Consider the following 20574-nt stretch of genomic DNA (forward strand, 5'->3'; position numbering starts at 1 on the left):
CGGTATCGATGTTGGAGAAGATGGGAAGACTCATCATGAAGTCAATTATATTGGGATAGTCAGAAGTTTATACCATACTAAATTGATCGTACCTTGTGATGCCAATCAAACTGATAAAGCGATTAGGTACGCTGCAAAAGTTCCTGGCAACTTTGTAATCGCTATGGGAAGATCTAACTTGCCAATCTTGTTAGATGAAGAGGGTAACGTTTATTACAATAACGATTATAACTTCGAGTATGGGAAGTTGGATGTTTTTAGAAAAGGTAGAGACCTAACAGTATTCACATATGGAAGCTTCGCTCATTTAGCGGTGGAAGCTGCTGATAAGTTGAAAGAAGAAGATATACATATTACAGTTATTGGTGTACCCACTCCTTTAGAATTTGACCTTACTCAAGTGAAAGAATACGTAGACAATACTATAGTATTAACCTTAGAAGATCACAACGTAGAAAATGGTTTATCCAATGAACTGTCAAAAGCTATGATCAGAAATTCTTTGAAACCTTCTTATTTTGAACCTATGGGATTAAAAGAATATGCACCGTCTGGAACGATCAAAGATTTGCTAAGAGTTCATGGATTTGATGTAGAATCGTTGGTAAAAAAGATGAAAGGATTAATTGAGAGCAAATGAAGCATGAGGATGATTTAAAATTAACCTTGCAAGAGGAACAAAATGTAAAAAAAGCAAAAAAGGAGCTCCTATTGCCACCATGCGTGAAAGAGAGCGTGTTGTTCGAAGCGTTGTGTCATAAATCATACGTTTTTGACAACGAAAATATTCAAAGAAAACTTGATTCTAATGAAAGGTTAGAATTTCTCGGAGATGCCGTTTTAGAGTTAGTTATCTCCGAGTTTCTTTACAATAATTATCACCTTTCTGAGGGAGAAATGTCAAAGGCGAGGGCTATAATAGGAAGCGAAATTATTTTAGCAGAAGTTGCTTTAAAGTTAAGGTTAGACGACTTTATTTTTTTAAGTAAAGGTGAAGACAAACAAGGTGGGCGAACGAAAAAGTCAATTTTATCTGATACTATGGAGGCTTTGTTTGCTTGTATTTATCTTAGCTGCGGTTATGAAAAGGCAAAGAAGTATATTATAAAAAACATGAAGGAGTACATCGAGAACGCTGTTGAAGGGAATATTTTTCTCGATTATAAGACGAAGTTACAAGAATTAACTCAAGAAAAAACAAAAAAATTGCCTGAATATGTGTTATTGAGTGCTTCTGGGCCCTCACATATGAAAAGATACAAGGTAGCAGTAAAATTAGATGATGAGATACTAGGAATAGGCGAAGGCTTTTCAAAAAAATTTGCGGAACAATTAGCAGCAAAAATTGCTTGTGAGAAGTTTTTGGATTCTATTGGTGGAAATGATGTCGTTGATTAAAGAAATTGAATTCGTTATTTTAAAGAACACATCTTCAGTTTCACTAACAGGGAATTATTGCTACCTGAACTGCAAACATTGTGGCCGCCATTATCTAAATAATATGGCAAGAGTAAAAGATATTGAAGATTTAGTAAAAAAAGGGTTCACTTCTTTTTTAATTAGTGGTGGATTATTGGAAGATAGAAAGGTCCCAATAACTACTTTTGAGGATACACTATATACTCTAAAAACTAAATACAATTTGAAATACAACGTGCATACAGGGTACGTAGATGAAAGTGACATACATGTTTTAAAAAAGATCGCGGATACCGTATCTTTTGATCTGGTTGGAGATCAGCAAACGGTAAAAGAGGTTTATGGGAAATTTGATTATGATAAGATGTGGACTTCTTTCGAATTACTTGTAAAAAATGATTTCGTTGTTAAACCACATATTACCATAGGTTTGAATAAAGGAGAATTTTCTCATGAACAAAAAGCAATTGAAAAATTAAAGAAATTTGGAGATCGGATAGATGAAATTATATTTCTAGTTTTTATACCCACGGTTGGAACTGAATTCTATTCTTATCAACCTCCAAAAGTGGCTGAAGTTGTTTCTTTTCTTTCAAGGGTAAGAAACGATTTTTCACATAAAAAGTTAACCTTAGGTTGTATGCATCCAAAAGGAAAATATAGAGAAGAACTACAAACCGAGCTTTTGGGTATTGTAAATAAAATTGTTCAACCTATCGGCAAAGTTATAGAAAAAGCCGTAAGAGAAAATTTCCAGATTAGCTATAGTTACGAATGTTGTGCGTTCTCCTCCAACGGTCGGGTGGGGAGCGGGGCTAGAGGCGCTATATAAAGTTTTAGAGTTTCTAAAAGGCTGCATGATGAGTGGAGGTATATTGTAGAATGGATATTTTACCTTCTTACATGAAGTTATATGAATCAGGTGAACTTCATAGAAGACGTGATTATTTGATCAAACGCTTAGAAGAATGTGATCTTTGCCCTCGTCAGTGTAAAGTAAATAGGCTAAAAAATGTGGGATCTTGTAGGGTAGGGAATGAAATAAAAATTTCCGAATACGTTCTTTATCCGGGAGAAGAGCCTGTATTAAAAGGAGAAAATGGTGCAGGTGGTGTCTTCTTTAGCAATTGCACGATGAGATGTGTGTACTGTCAGAATTTCAATTTCAGTCAGTTGGGTTTCGGAAAGAAGATTTCTACTGAAGAGTTGGGAGAAATTTTCTTAAAATTGCAGAATGAAATGAAGGCCGCTAATTTAGATTTGGTAACAGCAACTCCATACTTACCTTTTATTTTTGATGCTTTAATATATGCAGTAGAAGGGGGATTTCGCTTGCCTATAGTATGGAACTCTTCATCTTATGAAAGTATAGAGACTTTGAAGTTAATGGAAGATGTCGTTGATATTTATTTGGCTGATATAAGGTATACTAGCAATATTGTGGGTAAACGATATTCAGGGGTAAAAGATTACTGGAGTAATGCCAAATTAGCTGTTAAAGAGATGTATCGTCAAATTGGAGAAACTTTTCTGGTAGATGAAAAGTCTAATATTTTAAAAAGAGGAATAATAATTCGTATTCTAGTATTACCGAATTTAATAAACCAAGCAAAAGAAGCCTTAAAATTCTTAAAGTATGAAATCTCGGAAAAGATACATGTCAGCTTAATGGACCAATATGTTCCGGTTTATAAGGCTAAAAATTTTGAAAAGTTATCAAGATATTTATATAAATCAGAATATCAGGAAGTAGTCGATTATTTGTATGAATTAGGGTTTGAAAATGGTTGGATTCAGACTCACAATTTAAAAGAAGATAATGAAGTTTTTTCAACGTCACAATAAACATTGGTGACTATCCGAGGGGTGATTTCATGAAAGAAATAGAACTAATGAGGTACGTTCTTGATCAGTTACAAGATGGAGTAATGGCAATAGATGAAAGGGAAAGAATTTTTTACATAAACGATGCCGCCTGTAGGGTTTTAGGTGTTGATAAAGAAAAAATAATTGGACAAAATGTAGTTGAAAATGTTCCTAATACTAGATTGCACGTTGTTTTAAGAACAGGTGAACCAGAATTCGACAAACTACAGAGTTTAGGGGATAAAGTAATTTTAACTTCTCGTATCCCTATAAAAAATGATAATAATGAAACTATTGCTGTTGCCGCTGTTTTTAGAGATATCACTACATTACAAAAGTTAGCTGAAGAGATCACTAATTTAAGAGAAATGGAAGCTCTACTGAGTTCCATAATTGATTCCACTTCAGATGCAATTTCTGTCGCAGATCAAGAAGGTCGTGTGACTATGGTCAACAGAGCTTACACAAGAATCACAGGATTAACACCAAGAGAGGTCATTGGTAAACCTGCAACTATAGATTTGGCAGAAGGTGAAAGTTTACATATTCAATGTGCAAAAGAGAAAAAACCTATATACAATGTAAAAAAAAGATTAGCCACGAACAAAAAAGAAGTAGTAGCAAGCGTTACCCCACTTTTTGTTAAAAATGAGTTTAAGGGAAGCGTCGCCGTTATTCATGACATTTCCGAAATTCAAAGATTGATAAACGAATTAGAAGCTACAAAAAGGATGTTGAAAAAAGAAAGTGCCACACATACCTTTGATGATTTAGTCGTTAAATCTGAAATTATGAAAGATGTTGTTGCCCAAGCAAGTAAAGTAGCCTCAGTAGACGTCAACCTTTTATTAATAGGCGAATTTGGAGTAGGGAAAGAGGTACTAGCACAAGCTATTCACAACGCAAGTGCGAGGAAAGAGGGACCGTATCTCAAATTAAACTTTTCTTTGATCCCAAGAGAAAGACAAGAAGAATACCTTTTTGGGGAGAATAGCTATCTGGCACAAGCGAATGAAGGGACCCTTTTTTTGGAAAATATTGATCTCATGGATATAGAAATGCAAAGAAAACTTTTAGCTTTCCTTAAAGACAATGTTTTTGATACCAATTATTACGATTTTATTCCTGATGTTAGGTTCATTTTTGCAACTACTGAAGATTTAAAGATTCTTTCTGGTTTGGGTAAATTTTCTAAAGAGCTTTTATACAAAATTTCAGTAGTAAATATAGAAGTTCCACCGTTAAGAGAAAGAAAGGAAGACATTCCTGAACTTGCTCAGCAACTATTACATAATCTAAATAGAAAGTATGGAAGAATAGTTTATGGATTTACTGAAGATGCCTTGAAGAAATTGATGAATTATTCGTGGCCTGGGAACATAAGAGAGTTGGAAAACGTTATTGACCGGGCTATGTTGGCAATGGACAACAGCGATTCCATAGTTACTTCCACGCACATTCCCGATTTGATAGAAAAGGTTGAAGAAGTCACAGGAACGCTTAAGGAAATGACAGAAGATTTCGAAAAAAAGATAATTCTGGAAATCCTTGAAGCAAGTCACGGTAATAAAACAGAAGTTGCCCGAAAATTAGGCTTAACCGTTAGGAACCTTTATTATAAGCTGGATAGATACGGAATTAAGTGAAATTTTTATGTGAATAGGGGGATGAACATTGAAGTTTGAATTTCGTCTAGAGCGATTGAAAGACCTAAAAAAAATTTTAGAAGATAATGCAAGAATGGAATTGGGTAAAAAAAGTAAACAAAGGCAATTAGTTGAAGACGAAATCAAACAGATTAGCAATAAGATTGATACCTTTTCAGATGAATTTACAAAAGAAGTAAAAGATACCATATCGATTACTAAATTATCAAACATGATAGAGTATAAAAATCATTTAAATGAGCAATTATCACAACTACATTTAGTATTACATGAAAAACTGCAAGAAGAAGAAATTGCCCGACAAAATTATTTAAAGGCCAAGAACGAAAAAGATATCCTTCAAAAACTTAAAGATAAAAGATTTGACGAATTTAAAATTCAGGAAAAGAGGGCGAATATAAAAGAACTAGATGAAATTGCTAGATTAAACCATCAACCAAGGGAGGAGAATTATGAATAAGATCAAAGTTTTGTTTTTGTGTTCGAGAAATTCTGCAAGAAGTCAGATGGCTCAGGCATTTTTGAAAAAATACGGAAATGATAAGTTTGAGGCTTACAGTGCAGGTTTAGAAGCAAGTGAAATTCATCCTTTGACCATAAAAGTCATGGAAGAAAAAGGAATATCTATGTCCGAGCAATACTCAAAAAGTTTGGATATATACTTGAACGATAGATTTGGTTTCTTAATAACCGTCTGTTCAAAAGCAGAAAAAGAATGTCCTTTTTTTCCGGGCGTTAGTATAAGATTATATTGGCCCTTTGACGATCCAGCCGCTGCCAAAGGTTCTGAAGAAGAACAATTAGAAGTATTTCGAAAGGTAAGGGATCAAATAGAAAAAAAGGTAATTGATTTCGTGGAAAATACTGATAAATACTCTAATATAAAAGATAATTTTCGAGTGTAAAAACCTTTTTGCATATACTTTATTTTTCAAAGAATTAACCTTCAGCTAAAGTTTGTTTGCTATAATAAATTCATAAAAAAATTAATAAAGAAAAAACCTCTTTCTGTATAATGCCGATAATAAGGTTCGGCAGTTTCTACCAAGCAGCCGTAAACTGTTTGACTACAGTAAGAGGGGTGTGAGATTTTGTATTTCAATATCCTACCTCTCTACTGTATGAGAGGTAGGATTTTTTATTTCAAGATTTTAAAAAAGGAGAGATAACTTTGAGTAAGAAAGTCCTTTTGATATCTGGAAGTCAATCAGATGAGATTTTTGTAAAAACAGCCATTGACCTCTTTGAAGAATGGAAGATAAGTTACGACTATAAGGTGTTTAGTGCTCACAGAAATTTGAAAGAGCTAACAAAATTTATCGAAGAACTTCCAAGTAACGAATATTGTGTCATAATAGCTGTTGCCGGCCTTTCTGCTGCCTTACCTGGTGTAATCGCTTCATTAACTAATCTCCCCGTTGTTGGTGTCCCCAGAGATGTAGGTCCTTTAAATGGAATAGATGCATTACTTTCTATGGTACAGATGCCTAGTGGGGTTCCTGTTGCAACGATGGGAATTGGAAGTAGTGGTATGAAAAATGCAGCATACTTTGCAAAAAGGTTGATAGAAGGTGAAAAAGATGGAAGATAAGAAAAATTTTGAGCTTTTATACGAAGGGAAAGCCAAAAAAGTATACAAGTTCGATGAGCAGAAGTTATTGATAAGATTCAAAGATGATGTGACAGCATTCAACGGATTAAAAAAAGATCAAATCCTTAACAAAGGAAAAATCAACAAAGAAATTTCTAAGTTCTTTTTTGAAATGCTGAATAATCAAGGTATAAATACCCATTACATCAACGATTACGATGAAAACTCTTTCGTTGCAAAATGGACAGATTTAATTCCTCTTGAGGTTATAATTAGAAATTACACTGCCGGTAGTTTTTGTAAGAGATATGGAGTGAAAAAGGGATTGATGTTTGATTATCCTTTAGTTGAATTTTCTTTGAAAAATGACGAGTTAGGGGATCCCATGATTACCAAAGATGCTATCCTTCTTTTGAAAATTACCACAGAAAACGTATTGGATGAAATCACTTCTATTTCTAAAAAAGTCAACAATATTTTAAGTGATTATTTAAAATCTAAAGGAATTATTTTGGTGGATTTTAAATTAGAGTTCGGAATCAGTAAAAACGATAACAAAGTTACGTTGATCGATGAGATCTCTCCTGATACGTGCCGTTTTTGGGACGCAAATACTATGGAATCTCTTGACAAAGATGTGTATAGGGAAAATAAAGGTGATCTTATCAACGCCTACGAAGTAGTACTTGGGAGGTTAGATATATGATGATTAAAGAGGAGCAGAAAACCTTCCGATTTGAAGTAAAAGTAAAGTTAAGAGAAGGAATTTTAGACCCACAGGGAGCTACTACTTTCAAGGTTTTAAGAAGGTTGAATTATAACGTTGAAAGTGTAAGATTTGGAAAAAGTATAGAATTAGAAGTAAAAGAAGATAGCTACGAAGCAGCCAAAGATAAAGTCAGAGAAATAGCTTATAAAATTTTAACCAATCCAGTTTTAGAGGATTTTGAAATCGTCGATTTGAATAGGAAGTGAAGAGTGTGAAGAATGTGAATTCGTTAACGGCTGGAATTATAGTTTTTCCAGGTTCAAACTGCGATAGGGATGCAAATTTTGCTTTAACGATTAACGGTTTTGATACAAAATACATATGGCATGATTTCAATCAATTACTGGATTTTGATTTGGTTTTTATTCCAGGAGGGTTTTCCTATGGAGATTATTTAAGGGTTGGGGCGTTGGCAAGATTTTCTCCCGTAATGAGCTCTGTAGAGAAGTATATATTGAACAAAAGAGGATTGGTTTTAGGGGTTTGTAATGGTTTTCAGATACTAACAGAAGCAGGGATATTACCCGGGGCATTAACCGTTAACACCTCTCATAGATTCATATGTAAAGATGTTGAAGTTGAAGTTGTAAATTATGATACACCGTTTATCAATGATGTTCAAAAAAAGATTTTAATTTTACCTATTGCCCACAAAGAAGGCCGATATATCAATGATAATAAGCTTGATCCTAAAAATATTGTATTAAAGTATAAAGAGAATCCCAACGGTTCATTTGACGATGTAGCAGGCATAATAAATGAAGAATACAATGTCTTTGGTTTAATGCCTCATCCGGAAAGAGCTTGTCATAGTGTATTAGGTAATGAGGATGGTAATTACATTTTTCAATCTATCAGGAGGTATTTGTCTAGTGCAGAATCAATTAACAATTAAAGAGATAGCATTGGAATTAGGTATTTCAAGAGAAGAATTTGATCTCATCGAAGAAAAGTTGGGGAGAATACCCAACGAATTTGAAACCTATCTTTTTTCTGCTCAATGGTCTGAACATTGTGGTTACAAGCATTCTAAACATTATCTCAAAAAAATTAATGAATCTTATGAAAGCGAAAATGCAGGATACGTTCAGATTGGGGGAAAAGCTGTTGTTTTTAAGGTTGAAAGTCACAACCATCCTTCTGCTGTAGAACCTTATCAAGCGCAGCCACTGGTATCGGTGGGATAGTTAGAGATATATTAGCTATGGGAGCAAGGCCCATAGCACTTTTAGATTCGTTAAAATTTGGTAATATTTGCGATCCAAAGGTGAAGAACATTTTCGAAGGTGTTGTTTCAGGTATAAGCGATTACGGTAATTCCATCGGTGTTCCTACGGTTGGTGGAGAGACTTCATTCAATGAAATATATTCAACAAACCCTTTGGTAAACGTGATGTGTATCGGTATTGCTAACAAAAATCATTTGGCATCTTCCCATGCTGATGGTCCTAATAGACTTCTTGTATATGTAGGATCTAAAACTGGACGTGATGGAATACATGGAGCCTCTTTTGCATCAAAAAAATTGAGTGGAAAAGATGACAGGCCCTCTGTTCAAGTTGGAGATCCCTTTACCGAAAAGAATCTAATCGAAGCGACACTTGAGATATTGAAAATAAAAGGGGTAAGAGCTTGTCAAGATATGGGTGCTGCTGGTGTTCTTAGCTCTACTTCTGAAATGGCTTATAAGGGTGGAGTTGGTTGTGAACTTTATTTAGATAATATACCGAAAAGGCAGGAGGATATAGAACCTTGGGAAATAATGCTTTCTGAGTCTCAAGAGAGGATGCTTTTTTTGGTTAATCCTGGTAAAGAAAAAGAAGTAGAAGCCGTATGTAATAAGTACTTGATCGATTTTGCAGTTATAGGAAAAACAATTTCTACCCCTCATTACGTTGTGAAAGAAAATAGCGAAGGCAAGGTTCTTGCTGATCTTCCAATAGATATCTTAGTTAACGCCCCTGAATATTATAGGAACAACACCATTCCTTCTACTTATATATTGAACAAAGCAAAAAAATACCCAAAGACAAAGATAAAGGATATAGATAAAATATTAAAGATATTACTGTCAAACCACAACATATCTAGTAAAAAATGGATATATCAACAGTACGATTATAAAGTTGAAACGAATACAATATTTATACCAGAACAAGCCGATAGTGCTGTACTTTGGTTAAAAAAAACTCAAAAGGCTATTGCTGTTACGATTGACAGCAACGAACTTTACACCTATTTAGATCCATTTGAGGGTACAAAGAACGTTGTATACGAAGCTGCGAGAAATCTAATCTCTGTTGGTGCAAAGCCTTTAGCTATCACAGACAACCTTAATTTTGGTGATCCTGATGATCCCGAAGTATCATGGCAATTTGAAAAAAGTATTGAAGGCTTGATTGAAGCTTCAAAAGAACTTTCTACCCCAGTGGTTAGTGGTAACGTCAGTTTTTACAATTCGTATCATGAAACATCGATTTTCCCTACCCCAGTTATTGGTATGATTGGGGAAATTAAAGATATAAAAAAAATAGTTAACCTAAAGTTCAAAGATTGTGGTGATGTAGTATATTTAATTGGAAAAACAGATATCAATGTTGATAAGATAGGTGGTAGTTTTTATTTAAAAGTTCTTGAAGGGTTTGTAGGTGGAGAGATAGACTTTGTAAATCCAATGTATGAAAGATATTTGCAAAACTTTATATTAGATCTAATAGAAAAAGGTATTTCAAAAAGTGTGCATGATGTTTCAAAAGGCGGTTTGCTCACTGCTTTGGCGGTGTCCTGTATATTGAGTAATCGGGGTTTTAAAGGTATTTTAGATGCTTCCATAGAAGGACTTTTTGGAGAGAATCAGGGCAGGTTCATCGTGTCTGTTAGGAGTAAAGATTCCCGTACATTTGAGGATATGGCAAAATCATCTAATATCAACTTTAAGAAATTGGGAGAAATAAAATCCAGTGATGACGGTATCGATATCGGGAGTGCATATTTTGATTTAAAAGAATTGAAAAGTATCTATTTCGATAGTATCTCGAAAAGTGTGGAGGAATAATAGAATGTTGATGGAGAATTGTGGTTTGTTTGCCGCATATTCAAAGGCCGAAAAGTACAACGTAAGTGGCAGAATTGTGGAAGGTCTTTTGGCACTTCAACATAGAGGCCAAGAATCTGCAGGGATCTCTGTATCAGATGGGACTAAGATTACAACTTATAAGGGCAAAGGCGTAGTCAATAGAGTTTTCGGGGGCGGTGTATCAAAAAAAATTAACGGTTATTTTGGGATCGGGCACGTAAGATATTCAACGAAAGGGGTCTCTAATTTCACAAATGCTCAACCGCTTACTATAAAGTATAAAAATGAATTTTTTTCCATAGCTCACAACGGTCAAATTGAAAATGGTCCTGAAATGAAAGAGAAATACGAAGAGCAAGGCTCCATATTTATGACAACTACAGATACGGAACTTTTTCCCCATCTTTTAGTTAAGAAGCTAAAAGGCTCTCCTTCAAGTTGGAAAAGTGAAGAAATAGGTAAGTTAATTGCTGAAAATATATCTCCTTCTTACTCACTACTTTTTCTTTTTACAGATAAAGTCATTGCTTTTAGAGATCCTTTCGGATACAGACCGTTAAGTATTTGTGAAACTGAAAATGGAATTTATATAGCTTCGGAAGATAGTGCTTTCAAATTTTTTCCTCTTAGAAATGCTAAAATTAGAGAAATAAAGCCCGGTGAATTAATTGAAATAAAGGATGGAAAGATTAAAAGTCATTTAATATCTTCTAATAGTCCTAATAAGTTTTGCTTTTTTGAACACGTTTATTTCGCAAGACCCGATTCAAATATATTTGGTGATAATGTACACTTGATGCGTGAAAAGTTGGGAGAGTTGTGTGCAAAAGAGAATCCTGTGGATGCTGATATAGTTGTTCCGGTAATGGATAGCGGCTTTTCTGCTGCCTTAGGATATTCAAAAGCATCTGGTATTCCGTTAGAAATGGGGCTAATGAGAAACAAGTATGTTGGAAGAACTTTTATCGATCCAGATTTGCAAGAAAGAAAGTTGGGAGTCAGACGTAAACTTTTACCGATTAAAGAAGTTATAGACAACAAAAAAGTTATTTTAATAGATGATTCCATCGTAAGAGGAACAACGATGAAACATATAGTGAAGATGCTAAGGGAGAATGGAGCCAAACAAGTTCATATAAGAATAGCCTCTCCAATGGTTGTTAATACATGTCATTGGGGGGTTGATATTCCTACGAAAGAAGAATTAATCTGCGCAACTAAAACGGTCGAAGACATTAGAAAAATTCTTAATGCAGATTCTCTTAATTTTATTACTTTGCCGAATTTACTTACTTCTTTAGGTGAAAAGGGAAAAAATTACTGCTTTCACTGTTTTATAAAAGATTAAAATTTTTTAAATTATTGGGTAGCGGGGCAAAGGGTCGATAACAAAGACTAAACAAGGCTTACATGAAAACCATGCAAACAATTAATAAAAAAATCTGCTTTTAAAAAGGGTCACAGGGCGGAGCTCTCCCCCAGCCAGTTTAAGGGACCGCAGGTCCCTTCATAAAAAGGGTGGGATGCGGGGCGAAGGGGAGCAAATATCATAGAAGACACTATAACCAAAATTTGGGAGGTAATCCATGTTTTATAAAAACTCAGGTGTAGATATAGACAAAGCTAACGAATCAATTAAAGAAATCAGATCTTTTATTGGCTCCAATATAGGTGCATATGCAGGGATATTTCCTTTGAAAGATGTGCTACCTAATTATAAAAATCCTTTTTTAGTAGCTACTTCCGATGGAATAGGTACAAAGCTTCATTTGTTAAAAAAGTATGGAAGATGGGATATAGCTGCACAAGATTTGGTGGCTATGAATTTAAACGATTTGGTTTGCATGGGTGCAAAGCCTTTATTTTTTTTAGATTATTTCTCTACATCACACTTAAATAAGAATAATTTTGTCACTTTCATTCGGCATTTAAAAAATATTTTAGATGAATATGAGTGTGTTCTTTTAGGTGGAGAAACAGCCGAACTACCTGGTGTTTTTAAAAACAAGAGTGAAGATATCGCTGGTTTCGCCGTTGGAATAGTTGAAAAAGATAATATATTTGACTATTCAAAGGTAGAGCCAGGTGATAAGCTTATCGGTCTTTCTTCTTCTGGGATACATTCAAATGGCTATTCTTTGGTTAGAAAATTACTGGATGAAAGAAAAATTACCTTCACAGAAGAACTTTTAAACCCTACAAGAATATATGTTAAACAAACTTTAACGTTGATTAATTATATAAAAGGTGCTGCTCACATAACGGGCGGGGGAATAATCGATAACTTGCCCAGAATAATCCCTGATGGTTGTTGTGCAGATATAAAGGTTAATTGGGAGATTCCTTCTGTCTTTGAAAGTATTAAACAGTCAGGTGTCTCTGATGAAGAAATGTTCAAAACCTTCAACATGGGTATCGGTATGATTTATGTTGTTTCTGAAGACAATCTTTCTGAAGTTACAAAAATATTGGAATCTGTTTTGAAGGAAGATTTTTTCATTATTGGAGAAGTGAAGATGGCAAACGATTCAAACCAAAAAGTTAGGATCATTTAGTAAAAACGTTTTTAGGAGCGATATACTGTGAAAAAGATAGTAATTTTAGCCTCAGGTAACGGGACAAATTTTGAAGCTATATGTAAATATTTTTCGAAATCTGAAAAAATTAGTATAATTAAATTGATAACGGATAACAAGGAAGCTCAGGTAGCAGAAAGAGCAAAAATATTGGGAATAGATTATGAAATAATAGATTATAGCACTTTCAAATCAAAAAAAGAGTTCAATGATTATCTTTTTGATCGTTTGAAAGCTCTAGATTTTGATCTAATGGTACTAGCAGGATACATGAGAATCTTACCAAGCTACATAGTTAGATATTATGACAATAAAATAATAAATATTCATCCTTCTCTCTTACCTAAGTACCCTGGTGTACGTTCAATAGAAAGGGCATATAATAATAAAGAAGAATACACAGGAATAACGATTCATTACGTTGAAGAGGAAGTTGATGGTGGGAGAATCATATTACAAAAAAAGTTAAAAGTAGACAAAAATTGGGACCTTGCAAAGTTAGAGGAAGAAATTCATAAGTTAGAACATCAATATTATCCTCAAGTAATTGAGAATCTCTTGAGCAATTCCGATGAAGATAGCTAAAGATTGAAGGGGCGATGAATAAAGTTTATAAAGGATAATTTATAAAAATAACATGGGAGGTATTAGAGTGATAAAAAGAGCATTGTTAAGTACTTACAAAAAAGAAAAAGTAGTCGATTTCGCGCAAACTCTTCAAGAACTTGGAATTGAAATTATTTCAACGGGTGGAACCGCTAAGAAACTTCAAGAGAACAGCATCGAAGTTACCCCCGTTGAAGAAATCACCAATTTTCCTGAGATATTAAATGGAAGAGTTAAAACTTTGAATCCTTTTATACATGGAGGTATTCTTGCAAGAAGAGAGAATAAGCAAGATATGGAAACTCTAGAAAATTTAAAAATAGAGCCAATAGATCTCATTTATGTTAATCTTTATCCATTTGTAGAAGTAGCTAACAAACGCGATGTTGACATGAATGAGTTGATTGAATTTATAGATATAGGCGGACCAACAATGATAAGATCTGCGGCGAAAAATTACAAAGATGTAATTGTAGTAGTAGATGAATCTGATTTGGAACAAATATCCGCTAAATTAAAGACACCAGAAGAGTTAGATGAGAATTATAGATTGTACTTAGCTTCAAAAGCTTTTAATTTGACCGCCTTTTATGATAGTTGTATAAGTAATTATCTAAATGCTCAATTAACAAATAAGGATGATTTTCAAGAATTTTTAACGGTTCCATTTGAAAAAAGTTATGAAATGAGGTATGGTGAAAATCCTCATCAAAGTGCCATTTTTTATAAAAATACTTTAACTTCTGGGGCTATGACTTCATTTGAACAATTAAACGGGAAAGAGTTATCCTTTAACAATTTGAGAGATGCAGATTCTGCATGGAAAGCGGTGAATGAATTTGAAGATACAGCATGTTGTTGTTTAAAACACAGTTCTCCTTGCGGTATTGCTTTGGGAGATAGTGTTATAGAAGCATACCAGAAGGCTTATTCATGCGACCCTGTTTCAATATTTGGTGGAATAGTTGCTTTTAACAGGAAAATTGATGTTGAAACAGCACTTGAGCTAAAGAAAATATTTCTTGAGATAATAATGGCTCCAGAGTACGATGAAGAGGCTTTAGATATTTTAAAAGAGAAAAAGAATTTAAGAATTTTGAAGATGAATTCTAAGCCTATTGATACGTATGAATATGTATCAGTTGATGGAGGGATTCTCGTTCAAGAAGTTGATAAACGGGTTATAAACGAATTTGAGGTTGTAACAGAAACTAAAGTATCAGAAGAAATCAAAGAAGAACTTTTGTTTGCATGGAAGGCGGTAAAACACGTAAAATCAAATGCAATAGTGGTTTCAAAAAACAAGGCTACCACAGGCATAGGGTCTGGCCAACCCAACAGGATTTGGGCTGCTACGCAAGCTCTAGAAAGAAGTAAGGATAAAGGAGGGGACGTTTTAGCTTCAGATGCCTTTTTCCCTTTTAGCGATGTGGTAGAAAAGGCTGCAGAATATGGAATAAAAGCGATAATCCAACCTGGAGGATCAATCAGAGATGATGAGTCTATTCAGGCGTGTAACAAATATGGAATAGCTATGGTATTTTCGGGAATGAGGCACTTCAAACATATATAATTTGTTTAAATTTTTAGTATACAAAACACCCATTTTTTGGTATACTATTAATGGGTGATTAAAATGAATGTAAAAATAAAATCTCTTATTTTACTAGGAATTACAATGTTATCTTTTTATTTTTTAAGAGCGGATTTTGAAAATATTGCTCTTATAGATGCTTTGATGGTAATAGCATTAACCGCCATTTCTGATAATATAAGAATTTATTGGAATTACAGCAATAGGTTAGTTTCTAACACCGTTGGTTTTGTATATGCTTTTATATTGGGGCCTCAATATATTTTAATTTCATCGTTGGTCATTCTTTTCAGTAAGACCAAACATCGAGAAATAAGTAGGAAGTTATACAGGACACTCGTGTTCTCCGCAAGCTATTCATTATCCGCTTTGATTTCTTATAGATTTAATCCACTTTTTTCTATATTTTTATTTTTGACTATTTCTAAAATTATTAACAGCTTAGTAGTTGAAGGTAGAAAAGATTTCAATTTTTCAGTGTTTATGTATGAATACCTTTATTTTTTGAGTCTTTTACCTTTTTCCTATTTGTATTTACAGTTTGAGTTTTCTCCTTTTAAGTACATAATAATTTCCGTGAATTTGTTGATATTAATGCTTTTTTATCTTATAATCAAAACGAGGAACGATAAAAAAAATCTAGCCTTGAGAACCCAAAGAATACGGAAATTAAATGAAGTGATTCTTAGTTTAAGTAATGTCATTAGGCAACTTTCCTTGAAAGTATCATCAGATAAAATTCTCGATCAAATAGCTGAAATAATGCAGAAAAATATGGGTTACTCATATGTTCTTATTAGTTTGTTTGACTATAAGAGTAACAAAGTTGAAAGAATAGCACAGCGGGGACTAAAAAAAGAAATGTATGAAAAAATTAAAACTCAAGAGGTTCCTATATCTGAAGTTCTTAAATTCATGGTTGAAAAGTATAATTATAAAGATACCTACTTTATTCCAAACGCAGATAAAATAAACGGAACTTATACCTTTCAACCTAGAGAGGAAGTGAGTATAGATTACTTAGAAGATAATCAAAATTTGTGGGATCCTAATGATCTATTATTATTGGCTTTGAGAGATGAAAGAAACAACATTATAGGGTATATATCTCTTGATTCACCTGAGAATAATTTAAGACCTTCTAAAGAAGAGTTGAACATTTTATCGGGTTTTGCTCAGTTAGTTTCACTGGCGTTGGAGCATTCACAAAAATTCATGGAGATTAAAGATCAAGCTGATAGAGATAGTTTAACGGGACTTTATAATCATTCCAAATTATTTTATGATTTGGACAATTTCGAAAAGAATAAAGAAAATATTTGTGCAGTATTTATAGATCTGGATGATTTCAAGGATATAAACGACAAATATGGTCATAAGTTTGGTGACGAAATACTTATAAAGTTTTCTCAATTAATATTGAATACTGTCAGAAATAAAGACAGGGTTTATAGATATGGTGGAGACGAGTTTATAATTTTATTGACTGGTATTTCAACAGAGATTGGTATAAAGATTGTAGAAAGGATTTATGATGCAACACAAAATTTCGAACCAAAGATAAGTTTTAGTGCGGGATTAAGTACTTGTGAGGAAGTAGTTAATAGTTATAAAGAGATCATCGAAATTGCAGACAGAAAAATGTATTTATCAAAAAAACAAGGTAAAGGTAATTTGATGGTGTAGTAGATCTTTCTTTTTGATGTTGGGAGGGAAATAAAATAATGAAAGTATTGGTAGTAGGCAAAGGTGGCAGGGAACATGCGATAGCTTGGAAGTTGTCACAAAGTGAGGATATAGAAAAGGTGTTTGTAGCCCCTGGAAACGACGGTATATCTATGGAAAATAAGTGCGAATGTTTAAAAATAGAATCCATCGAAGAAATTATAAATTTTGTTAAGAATAATAATATAGATATAACCATAGTTGGCTCAGAAGAGTATTTAGCAAGGGGAATAGTTGATAAGTTTGAGGAATCAAATTTAAAAATAATCGGTCCCAACCAAAAAGCTGCTCTATTAGAAAGTAGTAAGATATTCGCAAAGAGTTTTATGAAAAGACATAACGTTCAAACAGCATCTTTTAACACATTTGTTGAGTTGAAAGATGCTCTTGAATATTCTAAGAAGGCTTCGTATCCATTTGTGATAAAAGCCGATGGTTTAGCTTCAGGGAAAGGTGTTTTTATATGTAATTCTTACGAAGATTCTTTCCTAGCAATAAATGAACTTATGAAAGAAGAAAAATTTGGTGAATCTGGTAAAAAAATTGTTATTGAGAAATTCTTAAAAGGTTTTGAAGCCTCTGTTTTCTTGTTGATGGATGGTGAAAATTATACATTTTTTATTGTTTCGAAGGATCATAAAAAACTGTTGGAAAATGATCAAGGCCCGAATACCGGAGGTATGGGAGCGATAACACCTCATCCTGACATTGATGAAAAAGTGATGGAGTTAATCTTTCAAAAAATCGTTAATCCAACTGTCAAAGGTTTAAAAGAAGAGAGGTTATTATATAAGGGATTTTTGTATATAGGATTAATAATAGAAGAAGAAACACCCCGAACGGGGTCAAGGAAAAACACCCCGAACGGGGTCAAGGATGAACCCTATGTTTTGGAATACAACGTGCGGTTAGGAGACCCTGAAGCCCAATCTATTCTTTATTTATTAAAATCTGATTTTATTGATATAATAAACGCCATTGAAAAAGAAAGAGTCAACACTACCAAAATAGAGTTTTATGATGGTTTTTCTTTGTGTCTTGTGCTTAGTAGCTTCGGTTACCCTTTTTCCTATTCAAAAGGTGAAAGAATCACAATTAAACCTGGAATAACATCGAAGATCTTTTATTCCGGCGTTAAAAAAGATGGTGAGAATTTACTTACCGATGGTGGTAGGGTACTATCGATAGTAAATAAGGCAGATACCTTAGAAGAGGTACGAAAAATTGTTTATGATGAAGTTGAAAAAGTACATTTTAAATCAAAGTACTATAGAAAAGATCTCTAGTTAGAATTTAGCCGCTTTTGTTAATTTTATGACGGCTTAAGGATTCTTCGACCTTTAGATATCCCTTTTTCATAGCTTTTTTACTCACCTGTACGTTAAATTGGTCGCCTTTGATTTTTTTCATCTTTTCTTCTATGCTTTTTGAACGTTCAGAGTCTTTTTTTAAGATGTTTTCTATGATATTTTTCACGGAGGTTTCAGTTTTAAATGGTTCTAATTGTTTAAGTAATTCAAATCTTTCTTCTAACAATTTTGAGAAAGTCCCAAAATCATCGGTTTTTAGCGAGTCATCCAACGCTTTTTTCTTTTTTGTTTATTTCATTTATTATTTCTTCCAACATGGTCTTTCTAGAGGCCATTTAAAATCCCCCTTTTTATCCCACTTTTGTTGAATTATATCACATTTTTTCTAATTACTTAGTAAAATGGTAAATATTTGTATTTAGAGACATTTAACAGAGATTAGAGCTCATTATAATCGATTATTTCACTTTTTCGATGTTTTCTTGTATAATATAAGTTGGAGACTTTTCTCCTGAGTTTGACAGTTACAAAAACGTAAGAATTCTAAAACAGGCATGAATAATTGCAAAAAAGCGTTTTTTGCTTTCTCTGTTTTCCAAAAGTGTCACTACATGCCTTTCTTTTCCTTTGTTTATCGGTGTTTTAGTCTTATGCTTTCACTTTGCTCTTTTCTAACCCTTTAATTTCCTTATTTTCGTTCTGTAGTTTTAGTTTCTCTATGAATTCCTCATATGGGGTTACCACTTTTGGAATTGGTATATTAAGTACCTTCAATATCTTCTGAGCCAAAAGATTCATGTTAGTCCTAATGGCAAAATGTTGCTCGTTGAGTTTAATATCTATGTATTCCATGTTTTTAATCGCTTCTCTTATCTTTTCGTGTGAGTATTCTATATTATTTCTTTCTAGTTCTAATTCAAGCGTTCTTTGCATTATGTAAGATACGAAACTCATCACTATGTGTCCCTTTATCCTTTTCTGTGTCCAATGAAATATTGGTCTTGTCTCAAGATAATTCTTTAGTGTTCTGAAGCTTTCTTCCACTTTCCACAAGGTATGGTATTGCTCTAATATCTGTTTTGGATTCAACTGTGTGTTGGTTATTATTCCATAGTATCCGTCATATTTTTCGTCTTTTTCTATCTTTTGTATATCAAGTGTATAATCTACTTCGTTCTTTGTCTTTAAGTACTTTTTTGCACCTCTTTTGCTTTTTGTTTCTATGTTCCCATCTTTCAACATTTTTTTCGCTTTTTCAATCAATCTAATCCTGTCTTTTCTATCTTTTTCTGCCCTTTCCTCTGAATGTATTATGAGTAATCTTTTACCTTCGTATTCTATTTCTCTGTATTCAATCCCTTTTGCTATTTCAGTGAATCCTCCATCGAATATATCCACCTTTTTTAACTGTTTTATCGATTTACCCACTATGAATTCGTAATCAGAATTCTCTACTATTTCCATATTGGTTCTACTCATCATCCCTCTATCACAAACCACTATTACCTTTCCCAACTGATATCTCTTTTTCATCACCTCTATCGTATCTTTGAACGTATGTCCTTCGAACGTGTTACCTGGGTATATATCAAAACTAACCGGCATCCTATCCCTATCTATCGACATCCCTAAAACTACCTGTGATTCGTTGAACTTCTTATCTTTCGAATACCCCATCTGTAGTAACTCGTTCGTTTGTTGTGTCTCAAAGGCTAACGTCGTTACGTCGTAAAACACTAAGTCTACTACAGAATTAAATAAACTTATCCTTTGACTGTACAGATGTTTCTCTAACTCTTCCTTCTTCTGCGCTAACACATCTAGCGTCCTGTACATCCATTGTAAGGCTATCCCTTCTTCGTCTGTTTCTGCCTCATCTATTCTTTTGAATCCGTAATAATCTAACTCGTTGAATATTCCCAACTTACTTTTTGGTTCTATTATTCTGTTCATAACCATTATTTTCAACAAATCTTCCACATCGAACCTCGCCTTTTTATCCATCTTTTCAAAGAACTTATCCATCTCATACCTTTCAAACAATCTATCAACTATTACCTTTATCCCATAATTCTTCTTATCAGGTGCTTCCTCAACACTATTCAAATTCACATAACCTTTTATATCATATATCTGTACGAGTTTATCGACAATATTTTCCACTTCTTTTCTACTGATAGTATCGATTCTACCCAAATTAGCGATAATCTTTTGTTTATTCTTACCGTTTTCACGATAACTTTCTACTATTCTTAAGTATTCTTTCCCTTGATTGTTTTTTACGGTTCTAACATACATCCAAATCATCTCCCGACTTCATAATGTCTTTAATATTATACCACATAACTATTATGAAGTCAAGAAAATAATATAAT

Annotated in this window: 21 protein-coding genes and 1 riboswitch; of the genes, 19 read left to right on the forward strand and 2 right to left on the reverse strand. The window is 33.5% G+C overall.

Annotated elements, in window-relative coordinates:
* The 19 genes from NAAC61_RS05110 to purD all read left to right on the forward strand — a co-directional run.
* Window positions 1-640 (forward strand): transketolase C-terminal domain-containing protein (locus NAAC61_RS05110; protein WP_273542573.1); only part of this gene is annotated, 640 nt, incomplete at its 5' end.
* On the forward strand, window positions 637-1398 hold the full coding sequence (gene rnc, locus NAAC61_RS05115) for a ribonuclease III (RefSeq protein WP_012209731.1): 762 nt from the start codon (window positions 637-639) through the stop codon (window positions 1396-1398). The genes NAAC61_RS05110 and rnc, both read left to right, overlap by 4 nt.
* Complete coding sequence (locus NAAC61_RS05120; RefSeq protein ID WP_202695482.1) at window positions 1385-2251, forward strand: radical SAM protein; 867 nt, start codon at window positions 1385-1387, stop codon at window positions 2249-2251. Before rnc ends, NAAC61_RS05120 begins: the two co-directional genes overlap by 14 nt.
* 50 nt (window positions 2252-2301) lie before the next feature.
* Complete coding sequence (locus tag NAAC61_RS05125; RefSeq protein WP_103064825.1) at window positions 2302-3264, forward strand: radical SAM protein; 963 nt, start codon at window positions 2302-2304, stop codon at window positions 3262-3264.
* 29 nt (window positions 3265-3293) lie between these two features.
* Entirely contained in the window at window positions 3294-4931 is a 1638-nt protein-coding gene (locus NAAC61_RS05130) for a sigma-54 interaction domain-containing protein (RefSeq protein ID WP_202695427.1), read from the forward strand.
* Between the two features lie 28 nt (window positions 4932-4959).
* On the forward strand, window positions 4960-5412 hold the full coding sequence (fliJ, locus tag NAAC61_RS05135) for a flagellar export protein FliJ (RefSeq protein ID WP_012209736.1): 453 nt from the start codon (window positions 4960-4962) through the stop codon (window positions 5410-5412).
* Entirely contained in the window at window positions 5405-5857 is a 453-nt protein-coding gene (locus tag NAAC61_RS05140) for an arsenate reductase ArsC (protein WP_012209737.1), read from the forward strand. The genes fliJ and NAAC61_RS05140 overlap by 8 nt, the downstream gene beginning before the upstream one ends.
* An 83-nt stretch (window positions 5858-5940) precedes the next feature.
* A riboswitch (purine riboswitch) is annotated at window positions 5941-6042 on the forward strand.
* 81 nt (window positions 6043-6123) lie between these two features.
* Complete coding sequence (locus NAAC61_RS05145) at window positions 6124-6543, forward strand: 5-(carboxyamino)imidazole ribonucleotide mutase (RefSeq protein ID WP_121515450.1); 420 nt, start codon at window positions 6124-6126, stop codon at window positions 6541-6543.
* Complete coding sequence (purC, locus tag NAAC61_RS05150; RefSeq protein ID WP_202695428.1) at window positions 6533-7249, forward strand: phosphoribosylaminoimidazolesuccinocarboxamide synthase; 717 nt, start codon at window positions 6533-6535, stop codon at window positions 7247-7249. Before NAAC61_RS05145 ends, purC begins: the two co-directional genes overlap by 11 nt.
* Window positions 7246-7518: a phosphoribosylformylglycinamidine synthase subunit PurS gene (purS, locus tag NAAC61_RS05155; RefSeq protein ID WP_012209740.1), complete on the forward strand. Its 273-nt coding sequence runs from the start codon at window positions 7246-7248 to the stop codon at window positions 7516-7518. The genes purC and purS overlap by 4 nt, the downstream gene beginning before the upstream one ends.
* Window positions 7519-7532: 14 nt before the next feature.
* Entirely contained in the window at window positions 7533-8207 is a 675-nt protein-coding gene (purQ, locus tag NAAC61_RS05160) for a phosphoribosylformylglycinamidine synthase subunit PurQ (protein ID WP_443146885.1), read from the forward strand.
* Window positions 8185-8499, forward strand: coding sequence for a hypothetical protein (locus tag NAAC61_RS10675; protein WP_337919743.1), 315 nt, complete (start codon window positions 8185-8187; stop codon window positions 8497-8499). Before purQ ends, NAAC61_RS10675 begins: the two co-directional genes overlap by 23 nt.
* Window positions 8500-8516: 17 nt before the next feature.
* The gene (gene purL, locus NAAC61_RS05165) at window positions 8517-10367 is read left to right on the forward strand and encodes a phosphoribosylformylglycinamidine synthase subunit PurL (protein ID WP_237729781.1); all 1851 of its coding nucleotides are present in this window, start codon (window positions 8517-8519) and stop codon (window positions 10365-10367) included.
* Window positions 10368-10371: 4 nt separating this feature from the next.
* Window positions 10372-11736 (forward strand): amidophosphoribosyltransferase, encoded by a 1365-nt coding sequence (gene purF, locus NAAC61_RS05170; RefSeq protein ID WP_202695430.1) that lies wholly within the window; start codon window positions 10372-10374, stop codon window positions 11734-11736.
* Window positions 11737-11974: 238 nt separating this feature from the next.
* On the forward strand, window positions 11975-12943 hold the full coding sequence (purM, locus tag NAAC61_RS05175) for a phosphoribosylformylglycinamidine cyclo-ligase (RefSeq protein WP_012209566.1): 969 nt from the start codon (window positions 11975-11977) through the stop codon (window positions 12941-12943).
* 27 nt (window positions 12944-12970) lie between these two features.
* On the forward strand, window positions 12971-13549 hold the full coding sequence (gene purN, locus NAAC61_RS05180; RefSeq protein ID WP_012209565.1) for a phosphoribosylglycinamide formyltransferase: 579 nt from the start codon (window positions 12971-12973) through the stop codon (window positions 13547-13549).
* Between the two features lie 67 nt (window positions 13550-13616).
* A complete protein-coding gene (gene purH, locus NAAC61_RS05185; RefSeq protein ID WP_337919746.1) occupies window positions 13617-15143 on the forward strand; it encodes a bifunctional phosphoribosylaminoimidazolecarboxamide formyltransferase/IMP cyclohydrolase in 1527 nt (508 codons plus the stop codon).
* A gap of 63 nt (window positions 15144-15206) precedes the next feature.
* Entirely contained in the window at window positions 15207-16850 is a 1644-nt protein-coding gene (locus NAAC61_RS05190) for a sensor domain-containing diguanylate cyclase (RefSeq protein ID WP_202695431.1), read from the forward strand.
* A 38-nt stretch (window positions 16851-16888) separates the two neighbouring features.
* Entirely contained in the window at window positions 16889-18175 is a 1287-nt protein-coding gene (gene purD / locus NAAC61_RS05195) for a phosphoribosylamine--glycine ligase (RefSeq protein WP_202695432.1), read from the forward strand.
* Between the two features lie 7 nt (window positions 18176-18182).
* Here the strand turns inward: purD and NAAC61_RS05200 are convergent, their stop codons facing one another.
* Together NAAC61_RS05200 and NAAC61_RS05205 are read right to left on the reverse strand one after the other, a co-directional pair.
* Window positions 18183-18470, reverse strand: a complete 288-nt coding sequence (locus NAAC61_RS05200; protein WP_202695433.1) for a hypothetical protein — start codon at window positions 18468-18470, stop codon at window positions 18183-18185.
* A 377-nt stretch (window positions 18471-18847) separates the two neighbouring features.
* Window positions 18848-20497: an IS1634 family transposase gene (locus NAAC61_RS05205; RefSeq protein ID WP_202695434.1), complete on the reverse strand. Its 1650-nt coding sequence runs from the start codon at window positions 20495-20497 to the stop codon at window positions 18848-18850.
* Window positions 20498-20574: the final 77 nt, after the last annotated feature.

The sequence above is a fragment of the Petrotoga sp. 8T1HF07.NaAc.6.1 genome (assembly GCF_016772115.1).
GTDB lineage: Bacteria > Thermotogota > Thermotogae > Petrotogales > Petrotogaceae > Petrotoga > Petrotoga mobilis.